Origin of the sequence: Methyloceanibacter sp. wino2 (assembly GCF_003071365.1) — a bacterium.
GTDB lineage: Bacteria > Pseudomonadota > Alphaproteobacteria > Rhizobiales > Methyloligellaceae > Methyloceanibacter.
In genome coordinates this window covers 127,626-149,026 of sequence record NZ_CP028960.1, presented here as the reverse complement: position 1 = coordinate 149,026, position 21,401 = coordinate 127,626, and the positions used below count along the sequence as shown (strand labels likewise).

The window sequence follows — 21,401 nt, the reverse complement described above, 5'->3', positions numbered from 1 at the left end:
GGAGGGATCGTCATGGCACAACACAATCCGCAGAGCCGCGGCTACTTGCTCATCGTCCTGGCGGCGATTGTGGTCTGCTTCGTGATTGCGCAGCTCATACTCGGCGGTGGCGAGAGCGACACCCATACCGCGACGGAAGCCGCAGGCGGCCACCAGATGGAGGCGACCGACCCAGGGCACACGGAGACGATGCCCGAGGAGGTGCCGCCCCGCATGGAGATGGGCGGCGCGGAGATGGATGACGGCGTATCGCCGCCCGATGAGATGCAGGAGGACAGCAGCCTCGACGGCGCGCCGGAAGGTAATCCGTAGACGCGGCTTAGAGCCTTTGCGCGAACGCGGTGATTGAAGCGGGATTGTCGGGGTGAAGCCCGGTTCTCGGGGCCAAAAAAGGAAGAGCCCCGGCGCGGGGAGTGCCGAGGCTCGTACGCATTACACAGAACGCACTACCTGCCCAGACCGAACTCTACTGGGCAGGGGGAGCATGGCGAGTTCCTATGGCAGTTCTATGACGATTCGTTGTCAGTTAGCTTAATAACCACAGCCATTTGCGCCCGAATTCTCAACCCGTTTGATGACGCTCAAAGAGGGCCGGAAAGGCTGTCGGATGGCCTCTCGCGGGCGGCTGCGGGCGGCCACGCGCGAGGTGGCTTGTGCCATCCGGTGACGCATGCAAAATGCGCGTTGCGCATCTAAAAAGCTTCGCGAGGACAGTGATATGCGGTGGCGCGGCCAACGGCAGAGCGAGAACGTAGAAGACCGGCGCGGAAGTGGCGGCGGGGTCTTCCGGTTCCCATTTCCAGGCCGCGGCGGGATGCGCGTGCCGTCCAGCGGCGGCGGCGGTGGAAAAGGCGGCGGCATCGGCCTCCTCGGCATTCTGATTATCCTCGGTCTCGTGCTGTTCTTCGGGTTCGATCCCGGCTCCCTCATGCAAGGGTCCGGACCGACCGGCGGAAGCGGATCGGGCTTCCCCGATATTCGCCTTCCGCAGCAACCCCGGACCACCAACCTTCCGGCGCCCGGCACGCAGGGCCAAATCACGAGGCCCCAGTCCTCGAGCGAGGACGATCTCAAGAGCTTCGTTTCGGTCGTTCTCGCGACCACCGAGGACGTTTGGAACAATGTCTTCAACCAGCTCGGCGGGAGATACAGAGAGCCCCGGCTGGTCTTGTTCGACGGCTCCGTTCGCTCTGCCTGTGGCACGGGCATGTCGGCAATGGGACCCTTCTACTGCCCGGCCGATGAGAAGGTCTACATCGATCTCGAATTCTACCGTGAACTGAAGAATCGCTTCCGTGCGCCCGGCGACTTTGCCCAGGCCTATGTGATCGCCCACGAGGTCGGGCATCACGTTCAGAAGGTGTTGGGGATCGCCGACAAGGTCGAGGCGGCGAAGCGGCGGATGGGCCGCAGGGGCGGCAATGCGCTGCAGGTCCGCATGGAGCTGCAAGCCGATTGCTTCGCCGGCGTCTGGGCCCACCAGATGCAGGCAGAAAAGGGGCTTATCGAGCCGGGCGATATCGACGAGGCCTTACAAGCGGCCAGCGCCATCGGCGATGATCGCATTCAGCGCCAGACCCAAGGTTACGTCGTTCCGGATTCGTTCACACATGGCTCATCGGAACAACGCGTGCGATGGTTTCGCCGCGGATTCCAGAGCGGACAGCTTCAAGCCTGCGATACGTTCAATACTGATCAACTATAGCACGAGGTCTGACGAGACATATCGTGCTTAGTGTGGTGCGTTGCCCCGCGAGTCAGCGTAGGCTGTATTTTCTGAACGGGGTCAATGAGGTGCGGTCTCTTGGCTGTCCCAATAATCAATAAGCGGGGGCCAGTTGGGTATATCCCGGTGGTTTGTGGCCGCAGCGTTTTTCGCTGTCTCGGCCCATGTCTGGGGCGTTGCAGGCGCGTCGGACGATGAAGTTGTTCTTGGCACCACGGTGCCGCTGACAGGAGCCCACAGGCGCGGCGGCGCCGATACCAAAAATGGATACGAACTTGCCATCCGCCAGGTGAACGGCCGGGGCGGGGTCGTGGTGAATGGAAAGCGCTATCGCCTCAAGGCGCGCTACTACGACGACAAGTCCGATCCTTTGCAGGCGCAGGAACTGATCGACCGGCTGATTCACAAAGACGGCGTGAAGTTCATCCTGGGCCCATACCATGCCGGTCAGAATCGGGCCGTGCTGACGACGATTGAGCGCAATCGTGTCCCCATGGTCGACGCGCATTCGGTCGCGAGGGGGCAGGGAACCCGCAGCAGAAGCCACGGTTATTCTTTCGCCGTCGCCGCGTCGCCGGACCAGTACTTCACACCGGCCCTCGAATTCGCTGCGGCTTTTGCCGCCAAGTTTGGTAAAGCCGCGAATGATCTGCGGATCGCCATGGCGACCGAGGACGATTCGTTCTCGCGCGAAGTACGCGTCGGCATCCTGTCCGATGTTCGGCGACTCGGGATTGCATGCGTTATCGACGACCAATTGCCCGAGAACTTCGAGAGCATGCCCGCGACGCTGGATAAGGTGAAGAAGCTCAAGCCGGACATCTTCTTGGTGTCGGGGCATGACGAGACAGCCATGACGGCGGTCAGCGAAATCGAGAAAGCAGGCGCAAGCGTGCCGATGGTTGCGGTGACCCATTGCCAAACCGCGCGGCTCGCACAGCAGGGCGATCGCTCTTCGAACTTCGTTTTTTGCCCGGTGCAATGGGATCGTGCGGCGAAGCACGAGGGCGCGCTGTTCGGGACGAGCGAGGAATTCGCTCGTGTGTACGAGAAGGCCTACGACCATGAGCCCACGTCAGTCGCGGCCCAGGCCGCGGCTGCGGTCTATGTCTTTGCGGATGCATTCAACCGTGCGCAGAGCTTCGAACCCGAGGCGGTGCGTGACGCCATCTCGGCCACGGACCTCGATACGTTTTTCGGACACATCAAGTTCGACTCCCAGGGCACGAACAGTGAGAAGTCGTTGATGCTGACCCAAATCATCGATGGTGATTATGTGCTCATCGCACCGCATGCCTGGGCGGAGCAGGAGCCGGTCCTCACGAAACCGGCAATCACCGAACAGGCGCCATAAGCGCCTGGCCGTAGAATGTCGCAGGACCTAGTAGGAACCTAGAGGGCGTCTCCGGCATAGACGGTCGCCGCACAGGGCCGGTCCGCCCGCTTGAACAGCGAGCAGGCACCCTCGGCATCCTGGGCATTGGCGAACGGCCCGGCGATCAGACGCCAGCCATTGTCCGGACCGCGAACGCGCCGCGGCTGTAGTCCCGCGACCAGGGCCGCATGCTTCGTGAGATATTCGCGCCATAGCGGGCGGAGCTCGTCGCGCTTGGCCACGCTGCCGATTTCGATGCCGTAGCGCGTGGAGCCGTCATTGGCGGCCGGCGGCAGGGCGACCGGATCCAAGGCCGCGACATCAGTGCGCTCCTCGACGACATGAGTTTGCGCCGGTGCAGCAGGTGGGGCTGCGGCCGCAACAGGAGGCGCTGGGGGCGGTGGCGCGGGTTCAGCAGGTTTCGGGGGCGCAGAAGCCGCGGCCACGGCAGGCTTGGGAGGCTCTGGCGCGGCCATGGCAGGCTTCGGCGGTGGGGCCGCAGCCGCAGGAGCGGGAGGCGCCGCCGGTTTTGGCGTCTCAGCGGCCTGTGGCGCCGGAGCGGGTTTTGGCGCCGGAGCGGGCTTGGGTGCGGCCTGTGCCGCCGGTGCTGGCGTCGGCGCGCTGACGGCGGATGCTTTCGGCAGTGGCTCCAGCTTCGGCATCGCGCGAGGTGGCGACGTGGAGACGGAATTGGAGGGCGGCAGTTTCGCCGCTGGTCCAATGAAGCTCTCGATCGGCCGCAGCCGCTTGTCCAAGGTGGCCAAATGCTGTGAGAGCGTTTGGAGATTCGCGTCGATGACGCCCAATTGTTCCGTTGACAGGCCTGCTTGGGCGGCAGGCGCGGAGGCGGCAGGCGCAGAAGGCGCAGGCGCGGCCATCTGGGCCGTGCGGCTGACAGCCGGTGCGGCGCCGGTGAAAAGCGTGAACAGGTAATAGGCGGAGAGGCCGCCGAGGGCGATCCACAGTACGGAGACTACGGTCCGGACCGTACCGGACGTGCCAACACGCCGTCGTGCCATGGGAAACCTCCTCTCGCCGCGTCCACGGCGCTCACCGCCGGACGCATCCCCTCAAATCGTTGAGCCGAAGCTGCAAATCGGAGATTACCCGCTTCACTCCACGGGTCAATTTTTCCCGTAACGTAACCCTCTCATGACAAGAATTGCGGCTCAGCGCGGTGGCCCTGAGCGCTGCTATGGACTAGATAGGGCGCGGTTTCTGAAAAACGCGGGGGTTGCCGGTCCGGGCTCCCGAAAGCGCATAGGATTTACGAAGTCAGATGACACAGGCTCTCGCCGTCGTCCTTGCCGCGGGCAAGGGCACCCGCATGAAGTCGGATCTGCCCAAGGTCCTCCATCGCCTGGCCGGCGCGCCCATGCTCGCGCACGTGCTCGGAGCCGCTGCCTCGGCGGGCGTCAAGCGCGCGGCTCTCGTGATCGGCCCGGGCATGGATACCGTGGGCGAGGCGGGACTGTCCGTCGTGCCCGAGGCGCAAGTCTTCGTGCAGGCGGACCAGATGGGCACCGCGGACGCGGTGAAGTCGGCCGCGCCGGCCTATGAGGGCGCGGACGGTCCGGTGCTGGTTCTTTACGGCGACACGCCGCTCCTGCGGCCCGAAACGCTGAAGGCGGTCCTGGGCGAACTGGAAGCGGGCGCCGATCTTGTCGTCATCGGTTTCGAGGCGGCCGATCCTACCGGCTATGGCCGTCTACTCTTCGACGACAAGAGCCGGCTTGCGGGGATACGCGAGGAAAAGGATGCCACGGCCGCCGAGCGCGCGCTGACGCTCTGCAACTCGGGCATCATGGCTTTCCGGTCGGGCAAAACGCTGTCGGACCTGATCGCGCGCATCGGCAACGACAACGCCAAGGGCGAATACTATCTCACCGACGCGGTCGGGCTCGCGTATCAAGACGGACTGCAGACGCGGGTGGTCCTGTCGAACGGCGAGGAGGTTCTCGGCGTCAACTCGCGGTCGGAACTGGCGGTTGCCGAAGCGCTGATCCAGCGGCGGCTGCGCGCCGCGGCCATGGAGCAGGGCGCAACCTTGATTGCCCCGGAGACCGTCTTCTTCAGCTACGACACCGTCATCGGCCGAGACGTGCTCATCGAACCCAATGTGATCTTCGGACTGGGGGTCACGATCGAAGACGGCGTGACCATCAAAGGGTTCTGTCACTTCGAACAGGCGCGGATTGGCGCGAACGTGACCATCGGACCGTATGCGCGGCTGCGGCCGGGTGCCGATCTGGCGCCAGGGTCCCATGTGGGCAATTTCGTCGAGATCAAGAATGCGCATATCGCCGAGGGCGCGAAGGTCAATCACCTCACCTATATCGGCGATGCCACCGTGGGCGCGAAGGCGAATATCGGCGCTGGAACGATCACCTGTAACTATGACGGCTTCGCCAAGCACAAGACGGAGATCGGTGCGGGCGCCTTCATCGGCTCGAACAGCTCGCTCGTGGCACCGGTCAAGATCGGCGATGGCGCCTACGTCGGATCCGGCAGCGTGATCTCGAAGGACGTTCCCGACGACGCGTTGGCGGTCACGCGGGCAAAGCAGGAAGAACGCGCCGGCTGGGCCGCGAAGGTCCGGGAGCGGCGGAGCCGGGACAAGTCCAAATAGGGCAGGTCCGATACGCGGCACGGCGTAGCTCGCAATAAAGCGATACAGCTCGTGAGTTGCGATGATGCCGGTGCCTAGCTAGCAACAATCAAGACCCGAAAACGCATGACGCATGACGAGACGATAAGGGAGTAGAGGACGATGTGCGGAATTGTTGGCGTCCTCGGCAAAGGGCCCGTCGCCGAGCTGCTGGTCGATGCGCTGAAGCGCCTCGAATACCGCGGCTATGATTCGACGGGCGTTGCGACCGTGGGCGCGCGCGACATCGAGCGGCGGCGCGCCGAAGGCAAGCTGCGCAACCTCGAGGCGCTGCTGGCGAGCGAGCCGCTGCAGGGTAATGCCGGCATCGGCCATACCCGTTGGGCCACGCACGGGAAGCCGAGCGAGGCCAACGCCCATCCGCACATGACCGATGATGTAGCGGTCGTTCACAACGGCATCATCGAGAATTTCCGCGAGCTGAAAGCCGAGCTCCAGGGCGAAGGCGCCGCCTTTACGTCCGATACGGACACGGAAGTGATCGCGCATCTCATCACGCGTGAACTGCGCGATGGGAAGGACCCCATCGCTGCCGTCCATAAGGTGCTGTCCCACCTTCAAGGCGCGTTCGCGCTCGCGATGATCTTCAAAGGCTATGACGACCTCATGGTCGCCGCCCGGCAGGGCAGCCCCCTGGCCATCGGCTATGGCGTCGGCGAGATGTATGTCGGCTCCGATGCGATCGCGCTGGCGCCGTTCACCGACAACATCGCCTATCTGGAGGACGGCGACTGGGCCGTCATTACGCGTGAAGGCGTGACCATTCATGGGCGCGACGGAGCCGTGGTCGACCGCAGCGTCGTGAAATCCAGCGGCGCGGGGCTCGTGGTCGACAAGGGCAATTTCCGCCACTTCATGGCCAAGGAGATTCACGAGCAGCCGGAAGTCGTCGGCCATACCCTGGCGCACTATCTGGACCTTGCGTCCAATCAGGTCGCGCTGCCGGACCTTCCGTTCGACTTCGCCAATATCAACCGGCTGTCCCTGTCGGCGTGTGGCACGGCATTCTATGCGTGTCTCGTCGCGAAGTACTGGTTCGAGCGTTGGGCGAAACTGCCGGTCGATGTGGATATCGCCTCGGAGTTTCGCTACCGCGAGATCGCGATGGATCCAGGCGGCGCGGCGCTGTTCGTGTCCCAGTCGGGCGAGACGGCCGACACCTTGGCCTCGCTCCGCTACTGCCGGGAGCAGGACCAGCATGTCCTGTCCGTGGTCAATGTGCGCGAGTCCTCGATTGCGCGCGAATCGGACGGCGTTTTGCCGACGCTCGGCGGCCCCGAGATCGGCGTGGCCTCGACCAAGGCGTTCACCTGTCAGCTCACCGTGCTGGCGTGTTTGGCGATCGCTGCGGGCAAGGCGCGGGGCACGATCGGCCCCGAGCTCGAGGCCGAGCTCGTGGAGGCCCTGGTGGAGGTTCCCCGGCACATGGCGGAGATTCTTCGCGATGAGTCACCCTACGAGGAACTGGCCCACAGCCTGTCGAAGGCGCGGGACGTACTCTATCTCGGCCGCGGCACGAGCTATCCGATCGCGCTCGAGGGTGCGCTCAAGCTCAAGGAAATTTCCTATATCCACGCCGAAGGCTACGCCGCCGGAGAGCTCAAGCACGGCCCGATCGCACTGATCGACGAGAGCGTGCCGGTCATCGTGATCGCCCCGCGGGACGAGCTTTTCGACAAGACCGTCTCCAACATGCAGGAAGTTGCGGCGCGGGAGGGCAAGATCGTCCTCGTCAGCGACGCAGATCCCGCCAGCGTCGGCTGCGCGGTGCAGACCACTCTGGCGGTCCCGACCGTTCACCCTTTCGTTTCGCCGTTGGTCTATGCTGTTCCGGTTCAGTTGATCGCCTATTACACGGCGGTCTTCATGGGAACCGATGTGGATCAGCCTCGAAATCTCGCAAAGTCAGTTACGGTCGAGTAGACTCTAGCCTCGGATTTGCCTGATTTCTTTGATTGAGCAAGGGCATGGCGGATATTCAGGACACCGTCCGGCCGCGGAATTTGGGCAGCGTCGGACACCTCTTGCGACTTCTCTCCGGAAGGCTTGCCCCTGGGTTGGGGGTGGCGCTCGGGGTGACATGCGCTGTGGCCGTGCTGCCGGCACCCGCCTTCTCCCAGGACATCGGCTTGAGGCGCGGCGAGGCCTCGTTGACCGCAGGTCAATTCACCGACGCGGCACGGCAGCTTTCGGCGACGGTCAACGATCCGGACGCCACCATCAATCAAGTGTCCAGAGCCCTCTATCTGCGCGGCATCGCCTACCGGCGGGCCGGCTATCCGGGGCAGGCCGCGGCCGATCTCGGGGCGGCTCTGTGGCTTGGACTGCCGTCCTCCGACAAGGCGCGCGCCTACGTGAACAAAGGCCTCGCCTACCAGGCCGCCGGGATGGAGAGCCAGGGCGCGTCCGCGATGGCGCAGGCCCGGCGCTACTCCAGTGCCAGCACCGTGCAGAAGCTCATCTCCCAGGACGGCGGCGTCGGGCCCGTGGCGAGTGGGGGGGTCGCGAGCTTCATCCCCAGCGTTCCCAGCGTGCCTAGCCCCGGCGAGGTATGGGAAAAGGTCGTTCCGAGTTTCGGCGCGCCGAAGACGGCGGCCCAGCCCGAAGGCGAAGCGGCCCCGGCTGAGAACACCAGCGTCTGGAACAAGATCGTCCCGAGCTTCGGGTCCCCCAATGCAGCAACGCAGAGCGCGACCGCGCCGGCAGGCGAGGGCGCGTCGGCGGCGGCCCCGCAGGCAGCCCCGACCTCGGGGTGGGATGCCTCGGTGAGCGAGGGATCGGGCGGGAATGCCGTCTCGCGTTGGTGGGATTCGGTGGCTGGCGGCGGCGCGCCTGCCGCGCAGACAGCGCCGGCCCCGGCGGCCCCAAGCGCGCCTGCCGCGAACACCACGACGACCGCGCGGTCTTCAACGGCATCGTCCGCGGCGGCACAGCCCCAGGCGGCGCCGACAACGGGGTGGGATACCTCCGTGAGCGAAGGCGAGGGCGGAAGCGGGGTAAAGAAATGGTGGAATTCGGTCACAGGCAGCGGTCAATAGACCCCAAAGGCGCGCATTCTCTTCGATCCATAGACAGGTTATGACTTTCATCCCACTAAGCGCCTTCAGTTCCCTCATTTTGGATTTTTCCCGAAGCCACACCCCACGATGACCAATCCCGACGACAAGAACGCGGACCAAAAACCCGAGCACCACGATCCCGATTTTCCGGGGCTCGACGACGACGACGATCACAGCCTGTTCGGCGCGCTCGAGCCGACCTCGTCGCATTTCCTAGCGCGCCTCCGCGGCTACTTCCTCACGGGCCTCATCATCGTCGGGCCCGTGGCAATCACCATCTATGTGGTCTGGTGGTTCATCAACCTGGTCGATGGCTGGGTGAAGCCGCTCATCCCGAACTCCTACCTGCCGGACAACTTCCTGCCCTTCAACGTGCCAGGCGTTGGCCTCGTCTTCGGCATCGTTGGCCTGATGCTCATTGGTGCGCTGGCCGCGAATCTGTTCGGCCGGACGATCGTGAGCTACGGCGTCATCCTGCTCGACCGCATGCCGGTCGTGCGCGGCGTGTATCGGCTCTTGAAGCAGATTTTCACCACCGTCTTTTCGAAGCAGGGGACCTCGTTCAAGCGCGTCGGCCTCATCGAGTTTCCGCGGAAGGGCCTCTACGTGATCGTGTTCGTCTCCGGCGATCCGCCCGGTGAGATCAAGGACAAGCTCGACAACGACGAGCTCATGACCGTGTTCATGCCGAACGCGCCGAACCCGACGACGGGCTTCGTAATGTTCATGCCCGCGAAGGACGTGATCCTGCTCGACATGGCGATCGACGACGGCGCCAAGCTCGTCATCTCCGCCGGCCTCGTAGCGCCGAAGCAGAGCAAGCTGAAGCAGCTTGCCGAGCAGGCGAAGAAGAAGCAGGCGGCGCCAACGGTTGTCACGCCGAAAGAAGAAGAGCCCGCCGCTTAGGACGGGCTCTCTACTCGGGAATCGCTTGTTGGCGTTCGGCGCCTACTCCGCACTGGCCTTCTTCACGGCAGGCGGTTTCCAGGAGCCTTTGCCCGCAGGGAGGATCGATGGGTCTCCGGTCTTCGGCCAATAGAGCCGCATGACGAGATAGATGGGTCCGTCCGGGGCCGGCAGCCAGTTGGACTCCTTGTCGGCGCCCGGCGACTTGTTCTGAATGTACAGCGTCAACGAGCCGTCCTCGTTCGTCTTCAACTCGGGCAGCATGGGCGAGTTGATGAGATAGCGGTTGATCGGGTTCTTGATCAAAAGCTGCGTCTTGCCGTCGTACATGGTCACGGACCAGAACGCGTTGACCGGCGGTAGCTCGTCCTTGGCGAAGGTGAGGGTGTAGTTGGCCGCGCTGCCATCAAGCGGCTTCCCGTCTTGGTCCACGCGCGTCAGCGGGTAGGTCGCCTCTATCGAGTCGTTGCCGTAAATGCCGCCTTGGGCGCCCGCGGCCCGCTTCAACCAATCGCCGTCATAGAAGGCTTGGTCGCCGAACCAGGATCCGATCTTCCAGCCATTGATGTCCTTGGCGCCGGAGCCCAGTTCGTTCGCAACCTTCTTGGCGCCTTCTTTCATGCCGAGGCCGATCTCCAGCCGATGGCCGAGGGGCAGCTCGCTGAACTTGTAGCTCTTGCCCGGGCCGACGCCGATCTTGGCGAGCTTGGCGCGAATCTCTTTCTCGTTTTCGGCGGGCGGGGCGAATTGAAGTGCAAAGTCGAGATACTCGAAGAAATTGCTCTTCATCAGATCCTTGTCGATCTTCGGAAAGTCGACTTCGGGTGCGGGCGGCGGCGCGGCCGTGCCGAGAAAGGCGTGCAAGGGCTCGACCTTGTAGCCGGCCTGCACTTTCTTGACGTTGTCGATATCGGCGGCGTCGAAGAGCTGGGTCCGGAAAATGGTGAGTGCGAAATCCGTCGAGGACCGGAACACCTTGTCGACACCCTTGGGCGCTTCGCCCTCCCAGTTGGGGCCGACGACCATGTAAGTGCCGGCCTGATCGCCGGTCGCCCGGCTGCCGATGTAACCGTAATTGTAGGTGTTGCCGTCTACGAGCTGGACCGAGTAGTAGCGCTTCTTTTCGACCGCCGGTACCGAGATGACCATCGGCTCGGCGCGCAAGTCCAGCCACGACATGGAATAGGGCGTGTCGCTGTTCGGCGTGACGACCGCCGTGTCCTTGTACGTATAGACCTGCGAGTCGTTCTTGATGTGGTTGAACGGCGCCTTGTACTGGCTCGAGTTCTTGTCGACCGCGTACTCGTACATCACCGCGTAGTTCATCACGATGGGAAGGCCGTAGATGAAGCCTTCCTCGGCGATGTCCTTGGCCTCCACGATGTCGGGCCAATCTTCGGCGTGTGAGGCGGTTGGGGACAGAAGCAGCGAAGCGCCGAAGGCGACGGCAGCCAGTCCCGTTAGTGCTGTGTTCCGGTCCATGGTCAGAGCACTCCTCTCGTGTCCGTGGCATCTCGCATACGCGGCACTGGCGCTGTCCGGGTACAGGATATCGACGCCAGCGCCGTGACACCATGATGATCATGCCAAGCATCGATGGCGCCTGATCAAACGAAAGGTGCGGGAGAAATCTCCCCGCACCCTGCTGAGTCTGAGCCGAAATTAGTAGAGGTCGCGGCCGGCGTCTTCCGACGTTCCGATCGCGTCCGTTTCCTCATCGGTCGGCGTTGTGGTCTCCTTGAAGGTCTCCTTCAATTTGTCCATGAAGGTCTCCTCCTTGGGAGCCTCTTCCGCCGCGTCTCCGGCCGTGGCGCTGCCGCCGGCGGCCTCGTCCTGAGCGTGAACCGGTGCGGGAGCCAGTCCGAAACCGACCAGCAGAAGTCCGGCGCAAAGCCCTGCAAGTAACTTTGTCATCTGAGTTTACCCTCGAGAATGTGCTCTCAATGCTGTGGCCTTACGGCTAGAGGCCGTGTGCCTTGGCGTCTGCTTCTTCCGACGGGGTCAGCTCGCCGGCTTGCTCAAGCGCCTTGATGCAGTCAGGAGACAGCTCATGGCCGTGCTGGCGCATGCACAGTGTCAGCAGCTCGGAGCCGATGCCGTCTTCATTGCAGTACTTCCGGTAGTCGACGTCGCAGTACTTCTCTTCGGCGGGCGTCGGCTCGCCGGCGTAGGCCGGAATGGCGAGAGCACCGGTCAGGACGGCGGCGATTGCTAGAATTTTCGTCATGTTTTCCTCACTAGAATAAATGGCAGTGTCAGCTTCTACATCCGCGCAACAAGGGGAGCTAGTAACAAGGGGCGCTAGTAAAGAGCGGCGCGCCGGAACGAGCGCCGCGCGACGCCCGCGTAGGAGAGCGGCGTTAAAGGCCGGCCGATAATGTCGATGAAGACGGCGACCTCGGTGCCCTCGGTGGGCATCTCGCCTTCGATCACCTTGACCGTGTAGGTGAGCGTGTTGTTGTCGAGGACCGGGTCCTTGAGCTCGACAACTGTCTGCTTCATCGTCTTGCCGTCGATGATAGAGACGTCGGCATTCGGCGGATCGGACTTGAAGCTATCCGCTCCCTCACTCCAGAACGGGATGAACTTCGTCGTCTCCATATTGCCGGCGATGCGCTCGGGACGATCCGTGAAGAACAACGTCACGGGGCTGACATTCTCCAGTTTCAGCGTGTTGGTGTCCGGGTCGAACGCCATGCTCTTGGCGGTCTGTACGAACAGGAAGTCGGCCTTCTTCTCTTCTGCGGCATTGGCAACGAAGACGCCAAGGAAGAGAAGTGTCAGGGCCAGCGGGACGCCTACAGCACTGCGAGCTCGTATCGTCATTACGGGAGTTCCCTCTAGGATTGTAAGCGCGTGACCCTATGCAGGGGCTCGGCTATAAGTCTTGCCATCTGGTGCCAAAAGGAACGGTCGCGAATGCTGCAGGAGAGCTTTGGGCACAACCCGCGGACGCTTCTTCATATCGCGCCGTATCTGTTGAGCCGCTCGGTATCGCCGGCCGACATATTCAAACGGGTCGGCGTATCGCCTTCCGCGCTCCTGAACCCCGATGGCTGGGTACCGCGCGACCTTTGCTTCGCGCTTGGCAACGAGCTCTATGCCGTCACCGGTGACCGGTTCCCCGGCGCCGATATCGGGCGCATGTTCAAGCTGACCGACCTCGGCACGTGGGGCGTCGCGATCTGCGGTGCCCGCACGGTGCGCGAAGCCTGTCAGACCGCCGCGAAAGGTGTCGGCCTTATCCATCAAGGAACCGATCTACGCTTTGATGTTGATGGGGGACAGGGCGTTCTCAGTCTGTCGTTCGCCGGCCGGTCCGCGGCCGAGCCGCAACAGCATGTCCTCGGTGCCCTTGCCGTTCTGCGCGGCATCGCGCTGCTTGCAGGCGTGCCCGAGGCGGTCGGCGCGCAGTTCGTTCAGCCATACGAACGGGCAGGCGACCGGCTCGAGGAAACGTTCGGAGCCTCGCTCGCCTTTGGCTGCGACCGCGATGGGATCGTTGTCGACCGCTCGATCCTGGACTTCCCGCTGCCTCCCTTCGATCGGGCGACGCGGACGGTTGATCCCCTGGAGACAGCTGAGCGCTTGGGGGTGTTCGTCAAGGAGCTTCTGCCTTACGGCGCCGTGACGATCGATCATGTGGCCGGTCTCTTACATCTAAGCCGGCGGACGTTGCAGCGGCGGCTTCGAGACTTCGGCTTCTCGTTCGAGGAGCTCGTCGACGACGTGCGGCGCGTCGAAGCCATCCGCCGGGTCGTCATTGGCGATGAGTCCGCGCTCGAAATCGCGTTCATGCTCGGCTATTCGGACCAGGCGCATTTCAGCCGCGCCTTCCGCCGGTGGACGGGTCTCTCGCCGCGCGACTATGCTCGGCGCATCTGAGCCACTCAGGGCTAGCCCGCCCGCATGAGCCTCACGGCATCGTCGCGTTCGAATAGGTAGAGCAAAAGCCGTAAGCGTTCGCCGCGCTCACCTTCCAGATGCGGCATGCGTGAAAGGCAGAGCCTGGCCTCGTCACGGGCGGCGGCGAGCAGGTCCTGATGCTCGGGGAGCTGCGCGATGCGAAAGGCGGGGAGGCCGCTCTGCCGCGTACCAAGCACTTCGCCTCCGCCGCGCAGGCGCAAATCCTCCTCCGCGATGACGAAGCCGTCTTCCGTGTCGCGCATGACGTTGAGCCGCTCGCGCGCGACCTCGCCGAGTGGTGCCTTGTAGAGAAGCACGCAGGAGGACTGCGCCGCCCCGCGGCCGACGCGCCCGCGCAATTGGTGCAGCTGGGCCAGGCCGAAACGTTCCGCATGTTCGATGATCATGATCGACGCATTGGGAACGTCCACGCCCACCTCGATCACGGTGGTGGAGACGAGCACGGCAAGCTCACCGGCCGCGAAGCGCGCCATGACGGCGTCTTTCTCTTTGCCCTTCAGCTTGCCATGCACCAAGCCGACCTTGTCGCCGAAGCGTTTCTGCAGATGCGCAAAGCGTTCCTCGGCCGCGGCGAGATCGAGCATTTCGGATTCGCCCACGAGCGGGCACACCCAGTAGACCTGTGCGCCGGTCTCGACGGCGCGTTCGATCCCTTCCACCACTTCATCGAGCCGCTCCAGGGGCACCGTTCGCGTCAGCACGGGCTTGCGCCCCGGCGGCTTCTCGTCGAGCCGTGACACGTCCAGATCGCCGTAGCTGGTCAGCAGCAGCGTGCGCGGAATGGGGGTTGCCGTCATGACGAGGAGTTCGGCGCCCGCGCCGACGCCTTTGGCCTGAAGCGCCAGCCGTTGATGCACACCGAAGCGATGCTGCTCGTCGATGACTGCAAGGCCGAGATCCTTGAACGCAATTGCCTCCTGAAACAGCGCGTGGGTGCCGAGCAGGATGTCGATCTCACCAGCCTTCAACGCGTCCAGGATCGCCAGCCGTTCCTTGCCTCGCTCGCGGCCCGTAAGCAGCCGCACGCGAAGGCCGGCGGGCGCGGCGAAGCGAGAGATGGTTTCGTGGTGCTGGCGCGCCAGAAGCTCGGTCGGAGCCATCAAGGCGGCCTGGTGACCGGCTTCGACTGCTGTCGCCATGGCCAGAAGCGCGACAATCGTCTTGCCGCTGCCGACGTCGCCTTGCAGCAGGCGCAGCATGTGGAGCGGGTCGGCCATGTCGGCGTCGATCTCCGCGAGCGCGCGGGTCTGGGCGCCGGTCAGCGCGAAGGGCAGGGCATCGAGGATGGCTTTGCGAAGCCGTCCCGGCGCCGTGATCGTCCGGCCCGCGCGGCGCTTCATCGATTGGCGGAGAATGGCGAGTGCCAGCTGGTTGGCGAGAAGCTCGTCATAGGCGAGCCGTTCGCGCACCGGGTTGGCCGGCAGGAAGTCTTCGTCGCTCGTCGGCGCGTGAAGCGCCTTGATGCTCTCGGCGAACGAGGCCCAATCGTTCTTCTTCAGGAATGTATCGTCGATCCACTCGGGCAGGGCCGGCAGCGCCTGCAGCGCGCCGTGGACGGCTTTGCGCAGGCTCGTATTGGAGAGGCCGGCCGTGAGCGGGTAGACCGGTTCGAGCTCCGGCACACCGGCGCCTTCCACAGGGGCCACATGGTCCGGGTGGGGCATTTGCAGGCGGCCGTCATAGGATTCGAGCCGGCCCGAGATGATCCGGGTCTCGCCCACCGGAAGCAGGCGTTCCAGATAGCGCTGGTCGGCCTTGAAGTAGACGAGGTCCAGGGCGCTGGTTTCGTCCTCCACCAGGATGCGATAGGGCGCCCGGCGCCCCTTTCGCCCGCCGCCGGGACGATGCTCTGCCAGGCGGACGGTCAGGGTCACGATTTGCCCCAGCGGGCTCTCGGCGATCGACGGTGTGTGCGCCCGGTCGATGAGGCCGACCGGAAAATGCCACAGAAGGTCGATCAGGCGTGCATGAGCCCCCGCATGCTTGTTGCCCGCGCCCTTGGGCCCGACACCTTTGGGCGCTAAAAGTTTGTCTAGGAGCCCTTCGATTCGCGGGCCGACACCTTTCAGCGTGCGTACGGGTGTGAAGAGCGGATTGAGCCGGGCGGGGCGCATGGGACTAGTCTATCAGGCGATTCGGCACGGGCCTGGTATCCCAAAGCGCGGCTTTTGTAGCGCAGGACATGCGCTCTGTGTGGCGCGGCGGGGCCTTGACATCGAAAGGGCCGCTCGGTCTAACGCAGCAACGAGGATTGGAAGCTTGGATCATGACGAGTGATCTTGGAATGCGGCGCCGCCGGGCCGTCTGGCGGGCTTCTCACAGAGGCACGAAGGAGATGGACTATCTGCTTGGCCGCTTTGCCGAGCAAGCCGTCGACAGCATGAATTCCGACGAGATCGCCGTCCTGGAGCGCCTGATCGAGATGCAAGACCCGGAAATCGAGTTGTCCGTCTATGAGGGATACTCGCTGGGCGACAAGGATCTGGACACGCTGATCGTCCTGATCCGCGAGTTCCACAATTTTCCGGGAACGCGGCAGTAGCCGCGCCAGCCGAGCAAGCCGTAGCGTCATGAGTTCTCAAGATCCTCTGCCGTCCCTGCCTGTGGACCGCCTTCTGGCGGGTCATCGTGCCATCGCGAGCGGCGTGCCCGAAGGGCTCGACGCCTTGCTGCTCGGGGAACTCGCGCGCCATGCGGGTGCGCCCATCCTGCATGTGGCGCGGGACGGGCAGCGCGCGGCGACGCTCGAAGAAGCCATTCGCTTTTTCGCGCCCGATGTGCGCGTCCTGAACTTCCCCGCCTGGGACAGCGTGCCCTACGACAGGGTCGGGCCCAATGCGGAGATTGTCGCCGACCGGATCGAGGCCCTGTCGGCCCTCGCTGCCCGGCAGGACGGAGACGCGGCCCCGCTCGTGCTGCTGACCTCCGTGAATGCGGTTCTTCAGCGCGTCCCGCCGCGCGCCTTTATCGAGGCTTCCAGCCTCAATCTCCGTGCCGGCAATGTCCTGAACATGGGCAAGCTCGTGGAGCGGCTCGAGTCTGCAGGTTACGTGCGCACCGGCACCGTGACCGATGCGGGCCAGTACGCGGTGCGGGGCGGCATCCTCGATCTATTCCCGCCGGGAGGGCAGCCAGTCCGGCTCGATTTCTTCGGCGACACGCTGGAATCCATCCGCGCCTTCAATCCGGAAACCCAGCGCACGGAATCGCGCATCGAGGCGATCGATTTCCTGCCCATGAGCGAAGTGGCGCTGACGCCCGAGGTGCGCAGCGGGTTCCGCCAGCGTTACGTGGAACTGTTCGGGACCGTGAAGGGTGACGACCCTCTCTACGAGGCCATCTCGGCAGGCCAGCAGCACCAAGGCATGGAGCATTGGCTGCCGCTGTTCCATGAGCGGCTCGATACGCTGTTTGATTATCTGCCAGGCGCCGTCGTCACACTCGATCCGTTGTCAGACGATGCGCGCGAGAGCCGGCTGGAACAGGTGACTGATCACCATGACGCCCGTTCGGAAGCACTGGAGCGGAAGGCATTCGGCGCGCCGCCTTATCATCCGGTCCCGGCCGACAGCATGTTCCTGACGGAATCCGAGTGGCAGGGGCTCTTGAGCGCTGCGCCGCATGTGATCGCTTTCGATACGTTCGAGCGCCCGGAAGGCGACGGCGCAACCATTGTCTCCTACGGCGGACGGCAGGGTCGTTCGTTCGCGCCGGAGCGCCAAACGGAAGGCGCCAATGTTTTCGATGCGGTCGTGGCGCACACAAAGAAGCTGATCGCGGCGAAAAAGGTTGTCGTCGTTGCCTGCTGGAGTACGGGCGCGCGTGAGAGGCTCGCGGCGCTGCTCGCGGAACATGGGCTGGACGGCACGGTTCGCGTGGAGACATTCCCTGACGCCGTTGCCGCGCCGCATGACTTGGTCGCCGTCGCCGTACTGCCGCTTGAGACCGGGTTCGAGTCGCCGGGCCTCGCTGTCATCGGCGAGCAGGACATTCTGGGCGACCGGCTGGTGCGGAAGCAGCGCAAGCCCAAAGCGTCCGATGCGCTGACGGAAGCCTCCAGCCTCGCGGTTGGCGATCTCGTCGTGCACGCGGATCACGGCATCGGGCGCTTCGTCGGCCTCAGCACGATCGAGGCGGCGGGCGAGCCGCACGACTGTCTCGAACTCCACTACCAGGGCAACGACAAGCTCTATCTGCCTGTCGAGAATATCGAGCTTCTGACGCGCTACGGCTCGGACGAGACCAATGTCGTTCTCGACAAGCTCGGCGGCGTCGCCTGGCAGTCGCGCAAGGCGAAGCTGAAGCAGCGCATCCGCGACATGGCCGAGAAGCTCATCAAGGTTGCCGCCATGCGCGAGCTGCGCACGGCCCCGTCGCTCGCACCGCCCGATGGCACCTATGAAGAGTTCGCCGCGCGCTTCCCCTATGAAGAGACCGAAGACCAGATGACCAGCATCAACGCGGTGCTGGACGATCTGGCGAGCGGGCGTCCCATGGACCGTCTCGTCTGCGGCGACGTTGGCTTCGGCAAGACCGAAGTGGCCCTTCGTGCGAGCTTGGTGGCCGTGCTCGCAGGCAAGCAGGTTGCCGTGGTTGTGCCGACCACGCTTCTGGCCCGGCAGCACTACAATACTTTCGTCGAGCGGTTCCGGGGATTTCCCGTCCGCATCGCGCAGGCCTCCCGCCTCGTCACCGGCAAGGAGCTGAACGCGACCAAGGAAGGCCTGAAAAAGGGCGACATCGATATCGTCATCGGTACGCACGCGCTGCTCGGCAAGTCTATCGACTTTGCCGATCTTGGCCTCCTCATCATCGACGAGGAGCAGCATTTCGGCGTGAAGCACAAGGAACGGCTGAAAGAGCTGCGCGAGGACGTGCACGTGTTGACGCTGAGCGCCACGCCGATCCCGCGCACGCTGCAACTCGCCATGTCCGGCGTACGGGAGATGTCGCTGATCGCGACGCCGCCCGTGGACCGTCTCGCGGTGCGCACCTACGTGTCGCCGTTCGATCCCATGACGCTACGCGAGGCATTGTTGCGCGAGCGCTTCCGGGGCGGCCAGACGTTCTTTGTGGTGCCGCGCATTTCTGATCTCGACGAAGCCGGCGCCTTTCTCCAGGAGCACGTGCCGGAGCTGCGCGTCGCGCGGGCGCACGGTCAGATGAGTTCGACCGAACTCGACGATGTGATGAACGCCTTCTACGACCGGCAATACGACGTGCTGCTGTCGACGACCATCGTCGAAAGCGGACTCGACATTCCGTCCGCCAACACGCTGATCGTTTATCGCGCGGACCGTTTCGGTCTCGCCCAGCTGTATCAGCTGCGTGGGCGGGTCGGCCGCTCCAAGATCCGCGCCTATGCCTATTTCACGATCCCCGCCGATGCGCGTATCACCCCGGCGGCGCAGAAGCGCCTCAAGGTGCTGCAGTCGCTCGACACGCTGGGCGCCGGGTTCATTCTCGCAAGCCACGATCTCGACTTACGCGGGGCAGGCAATCTTCTCGGCGAGGAACAGTCCGGCCATATTCGCGAAGTCGGTTTCGAGCTCTACCAGTCCATGCTCGAGGAAGCCGTTGCCGCGCTACGCGAGGGCGAGGGGGCCACGATCGAGGATCAGTGGAGCCCGCGCATCAATCTCGGCACCTCGGTTCTCATCCCCGACGCCTATGTGCCGGACCTGCAGGTTCGTCTTGGCCTCTACCGGCGTCTCTCGGGTGTCGAGACCCAGGAGGCCATCGAGGCCTTCGCCGCCGAGCTGATCGACCGGTTCGGTCCGTTGCCGGATGAAGTGCGCCACCTCCTGGACGTGGTCGAGATCAAGGGGCTCTGCCGTCAGGCCAATGTCGAGCAGATCGATGCGGGCCCCAAGGGGCTCGTCGTGGCGTTCCGGAACAATGAGTTCGCCAATCCCGAAGGGCTCATGCGCATGATCAGCAAGTATGCGCGCAAAACCAAGGTGCAGCCCGATCAGAAGCTGGTCTTCTACGGCAATTGGCCGAGCGCGGAAGATCGTCTGATCGGCGCGCGGGATTTCCTCAAAGAGCTTGCCAAGATCGCCGGTGCGGCAAAAGCGGCAGCCTAGATCTGCTTCAGGATTTGATCGCGCAGAATGCGGCCCTCGGCGTCGCGTGGGATCGTGCGAACGATCAGGAGTTTGTCGGGCCACTTGTAGGACGCGACGCTCCGCTCGTTCAGAAAGTCCCGAAGCGCTGCCAGCGACACCGGCATGGATGGGTCTGGGACGACTGCGGCGAAGATCCGATCTCCCATGACCGGATCGGCCACAACGAAACAGGCCGCATCGAGAAACCTTGGGAACGCTTGATAGAGCCCGTCCAGTTCCGAGGCCGCGATGGTGAACCCGCCATGGTAGACGAGCTCGGGATCGCGAAGGACGGCAAGGCGGCCGTTCCGCATCTCGCCGCGCAAGCCTGTTGTGACGTAGCTTCGAGCATCGCGGGCGCCCGAATCGTGCGCCGTGTCCGCGAACGCACGCAGTTTCGGGATCAGCGGACCCCGGACAGCGATGTCCTTCGTGTCCGGCTCCGGTCCGGCAACGAGCGCCGTCTCCAGAAACGCAGTTGTCTCTCCGTGGTCGGTAATCTGGAACACGCCTGCCGGCAGTGTTCCACGTTCTTGCCTCCTACCGTCGCGCTCGATCACGCAGGCCAGGTCGCCCAATGGATAGAGATCGAAGCCGCCGCGATCCGCCGGCGCTTCTGCGGCCAGCCGATCGCCGAGGTTCGGTGCGGCCCAGACCCGGCCGACATGCCGAAGTGCGCATTGCGGATCGGTCACGACGCCCTCTTCGAGAAGGCGGTCCAGAACCGTGCCGGGCAGGGCGGTCACGGTCGCGCCCGTGGTCAAAATCTGCTGGACGAACACGGCGTGGTCGAACGGGTCGTGTAGCGCTAGGGCGGTCCCGCCGATCAGCCATGGTGCGAGCCCCAAGGTGATGCCGATGGGTCCCGTGAGCGGATAGGGATTGAGGATCACGTCGTGGCGGTCGAGCGGCAAGGCCATCACGGTCATCGCCCCTTGCAGGAGCAGGTCCTTCTCCTCCCGGACGAGGGGAACCACGGGCTCGCCGGCGCGGGCCGTGAAGGTGATCAGGGCCAGGCCTGGATTGGCGCGCGGCACAAAGCCCGGGGCGGGGCCATCGAGAATCGCATCGTCGAGAGACGCGACCCCGTCGGGAAGATCGGTGCCGAAGCCCATGACGAAGCGGATCGACAGGCGCGTGGCGGCGACATCGCGTAAGAGGTTGGCCGGACGTTCACCCGCGCAACTCGACATGCCGATGAGCGCTGCGGGCTCGAGCAAGTCACAGACCTTTGCAAGCTCGGTCGCGCGCCACAGCATCGGAACGGCGGCGACGGTCAGTCCGGCGCGCCAGGCCGCCAGCAAGGTGAGCGGAGATTCGACGAGGTTCGGAAGCTGAACCGCGACGCAGTCGCCAGGCTCAAGACCCACATGCGCGAAATATGCGGCCAGCGCCTCGACGGCGATGTCGGCCTCGCCGAAGGACAGACGCCGGGGAGCGGACGGCGCCAGAATCCGGCGGTTCGGCGGGTCGAGCAGCGCCAAGGCATCCGGAGATTGCTCGGCACGGCGGCGCAACAGGCCGGCCGGCGTGATGCGGGCACTGTCTTGCGGTCTATCTGGCTGTGGCGCGGCTAGGGTCGTCATCGTCTCAGAGTTGGTGGCGGATCAAGATCGTTATCGGCTCACGGTCG

At 64.2% G+C, this 21,401-nt stretch carries 17 protein-coding genes; 10 read left to right on the top strand and 7 right to left on the bottom strand.

All coding sequences use genetic code 11. From position 1 onward, the window contains the following. The first annotated feature begins 12 nt into the window (after positions 1-12). The 3 genes from DCY11_RS00745 to DCY11_RS00735 all read left to right on the top strand — a co-directional run bounded on the left by DCY11_RS00745 (position 13) and on the right by DCY11_RS00735 (position 3,080). On the top strand, positions 13-312 hold the full coding sequence (locus DCY11_RS00745; RefSeq protein WP_108680651.1) for a hypothetical protein: 300 nt from the start codon (positions 13-15) through the stop codon (positions 310-312). 406 nt (positions 313-718) lie between these two features. Next, positions 719-1,705 (top strand): neutral zinc metallopeptidase, encoded by a 987-nt coding sequence (locus DCY11_RS00740; protein WP_108680649.1) that lies wholly within the window; start codon positions 719-721, stop codon positions 1,703-1,705. A gap of 154 nt (positions 1,706-1,859) precedes the next feature. Next, on the top strand, positions 1,860-3,080 hold the full coding sequence (locus tag DCY11_RS00735) for an amino acid ABC transporter substrate-binding protein (RefSeq protein WP_159079708.1): 1,221 nt from the start codon (positions 1,860-1,862) through the stop codon (positions 3,078-3,080). A gap of 38 nt (positions 3,081-3,118) precedes the next feature. Here the strand turns inward: DCY11_RS00735 and DCY11_RS00730 are convergent, their stop codons facing one another. Beyond that, on the bottom strand, positions 3,119-4,120 hold the full coding sequence (locus tag DCY11_RS00730) for an SPOR domain-containing protein (RefSeq protein ID WP_108680645.1): 1,002 nt from the start codon (positions 4,118-4,120) through the stop codon (positions 3,119-3,121). A 260-nt stretch (positions 4,121-4,380) separates the two neighbouring features. On the opposite strand from DCY11_RS00730, the gene glmU reads away from it, so the two are divergent. The 4 genes from glmU to DCY11_RS00710 all read left to right on the top strand — a co-directional run bounded on the left by glmU (position 4,381) and on the right by DCY11_RS00710 (position 9,734). Continuing rightward, positions 4,381-5,730: a bifunctional UDP-N-acetylglucosamine diphosphorylase/glucosamine-1-phosphate N-acetyltransferase GlmU gene (glmU, locus tag DCY11_RS00725; protein WP_108680643.1), complete on the top strand. Its 1,350-nt coding sequence runs from the start codon at positions 4,381-4,383 to the stop codon at positions 5,728-5,730. 141 nt (positions 5,731-5,871) lie between these two features. Continuing rightward, positions 5,872-7,692 carry a glutamine--fructose-6-phosphate transaminase (isomerizing) gene (glmS, locus tag DCY11_RS00720; RefSeq protein WP_108680641.1) on the top strand — a complete coding sequence of 607 codons (1,821 nt, stop codon included), beginning with the start codon at positions 5,872-5,874 and terminating at the stop codon, positions 7,690-7,692. A gap of 152 nt (positions 7,693-7,844) precedes the next feature. Then, positions 7,845-8,807 carry a hypothetical protein gene (locus DCY11_RS00715; RefSeq protein ID WP_208430485.1) on the top strand — a complete coding sequence of 321 codons (963 nt, stop codon included), beginning with the start codon at positions 7,845-7,847 and terminating at the stop codon, positions 8,805-8,807. 108 nt (positions 8,808-8,915) lie between these two features. Then, positions 8,916-9,734 (top strand): DUF502 domain-containing protein, encoded by an 819-nt coding sequence (locus DCY11_RS00710; protein WP_108680637.1) that lies wholly within the window; start codon positions 8,916-8,918, stop codon positions 9,732-9,734. A gap of 42 nt (positions 9,735-9,776) precedes the next feature. On the opposite strand, the gene DCY11_RS00705 is transcribed toward DCY11_RS00710, so the two are convergent. From DCY11_RS00705 to DCY11_RS00690, 4 genes are all read right to left on the bottom strand, one after another. Then, positions 9,777-11,216, bottom strand: coding sequence for a DUF1254 domain-containing protein (locus tag DCY11_RS00705; RefSeq protein WP_108680635.1), 1,440 nt, complete (start codon positions 11,214-11,216; stop codon positions 9,777-9,779). Between the two features lie 180 nt (positions 11,217-11,396). Beyond that, on the bottom strand, positions 11,397-11,648 hold the full coding sequence (locus DCY11_RS00700; RefSeq protein ID WP_108680633.1) for a hypothetical protein: 252 nt from the start codon (positions 11,646-11,648) through the stop codon (positions 11,397-11,399). Between the two features lie 46 nt (positions 11,649-11,694). Further along, positions 11,695-11,961, bottom strand: coding sequence for a hypothetical protein (locus DCY11_RS00695; protein ID WP_108680630.1), 267 nt, complete (start codon positions 11,959-11,961; stop codon positions 11,695-11,697). Between the two features lie 74 nt (positions 11,962-12,035). After that, positions 12,036-12,560 carry a hypothetical protein gene (locus DCY11_RS00690; protein WP_208430484.1) on the bottom strand — a complete coding sequence of 175 codons (525 nt, stop codon included), beginning with the start codon at positions 12,558-12,560 and terminating at the stop codon, positions 12,036-12,038. 93 nt (positions 12,561-12,653) lie between these two features. Between DCY11_RS00690 and DCY11_RS00685 the strand changes: the two genes are divergently transcribed. After that, on the top strand, positions 12,654-13,619 hold the full coding sequence (locus DCY11_RS00685) for an AraC family transcriptional regulator (RefSeq protein WP_108680628.1): 966 nt from the start codon (positions 12,654-12,656) through the stop codon (positions 13,617-13,619). An 11-nt stretch (positions 13,620-13,630) separates the two neighbouring features. Here DCY11_RS00685 and recG read toward each other — a convergent pair whose 3' ends face one another. Continuing rightward, complete coding sequence (gene recG, locus DCY11_RS00680) at positions 13,631-15,775, bottom strand: ATP-dependent DNA helicase RecG (RefSeq protein ID WP_108680626.1); 2,145 nt, start codon at positions 15,773-15,775, stop codon at positions 13,631-13,633. 152 nt (positions 15,776-15,927) lie between these two features. Between recG and DCY11_RS00675 the strand changes: the two genes are divergently transcribed. Then, a complete protein-coding gene (locus DCY11_RS00675) occupies positions 15,928-16,203 on the top strand; it encodes a succinate dehydrogenase assembly factor 2 (protein WP_159079706.1) in 276 nt (91 codons plus the stop codon). Between the two features lie 28 nt (positions 16,204-16,231). Next, positions 16,232-19,747, top strand: coding sequence for a transcription-repair coupling factor (gene mfd / locus DCY11_RS00670; protein ID WP_108680622.1), 3,516 nt, complete (start codon positions 16,232-16,234; stop codon positions 19,745-19,747). Here the strand turns inward: mfd and DCY11_RS00665 are convergent. Next, the gene (locus DCY11_RS00665; protein WP_108680620.1) at positions 19,744-21,354 is read right to left on the bottom strand and encodes a class I adenylate-forming enzyme family protein; all 1,611 of its coding nucleotides are present in this window, start codon (positions 21,352-21,354) and stop codon (positions 19,744-19,746) included. The genes mfd and DCY11_RS00665 overlap by 4 nt on opposite strands. Positions 21,355-21,401: the final 47 nt, after the last annotated feature.

Bases quoted from the DNA above. Each gene is read 5' to 3' on its own strand.
- DCY11_RS00690 (WP_208430484.1), bottom strand. From the start codon at position 12,560: ATGACGATACGAGCTCGCAGTGCTGTAGGCGTCCCGCTGGCCCTGACA.
- DCY11_RS00685 (WP_108680628.1), top strand. From the start codon at position 12,654: ATGCTGCAGGAGAGCTTTGGGCACAACCCGCGGACGCTTCTTCATATC.
- DCY11_RS00705 (WP_108680635.1), bottom strand. From the start codon at position 11,216: ATGGACCGGAACACAGCACTAACGGGACTGGCTGCCGTCGCCTTCGGC.
- DCY11_RS00730 (WP_108680645.1), bottom strand. From the start codon at position 4,120: ATGGCACGACGGCGTGTTGGCACGTCCGGTACGGTCCGGACCGTAGTC.
- glmS (WP_108680641.1), top strand. From the start codon at position 5,872: ATGTGCGGAATTGTTGGCGTCCTCGGCAAAGGGCCCGTCGCCGAGCTG.
- DCY11_RS00675 (WP_159079706.1), top strand. From the start codon at position 15,928: ATGACGAGTGATCTTGGAATGCGGCGCCGCCGGGCCGTCTGGCGGGCT.
- DCY11_RS00695 (WP_108680630.1), bottom strand. From the start codon at position 11,961: ATGACGAAAATTCTAGCAATCGCCGCCGTCCTGACCGGTGCTCTCGCC.
- DCY11_RS00700 (WP_108680633.1), bottom strand. From the start codon at position 11,648: ATGACAAAGTTACTTGCAGGGCTTTGCGCCGGACTTCTGCTGGTCGGT.
- recG (WP_108680626.1), bottom strand. From the start codon at position 15,775: ATGCGCCCCGCCCGGCTCAATCCGCTCTTCACACCCGTACGCACGCTG.
- glmU (WP_108680643.1), top strand. From the start codon at position 4,381: ATGACACAGGCTCTCGCCGTCGTCCTTGCCGCGGGCAAGGGCACCCGC.
- DCY11_RS00710 (WP_108680637.1), top strand. From the start codon at position 8,916: ATGACCAATCCCGACGACAAGAACGCGGACCAAAAACCCGAGCACCAC.
- DCY11_RS00745 (WP_108680651.1), top strand. From the start codon at position 13: ATGGCACAACACAATCCGCAGAGCCGCGGCTACTTGCTCATCGTCCTG.
- DCY11_RS00740 (WP_108680649.1), top strand. From the start codon at position 719: ATGCGGTGGCGCGGCCAACGGCAGAGCGAGAACGTAGAAGACCGGCGC.
- DCY11_RS00665 (WP_108680620.1), bottom strand. From the start codon at position 21,354: ATGACGACCCTAGCCGCGCCACAGCCAGATAGACCGCAAGACAGTGCC.
- mfd (WP_108680622.1), top strand. From the start codon at position 16,232: ATGAGTTCTCAAGATCCTCTGCCGTCCCTGCCTGTGGACCGCCTTCTG.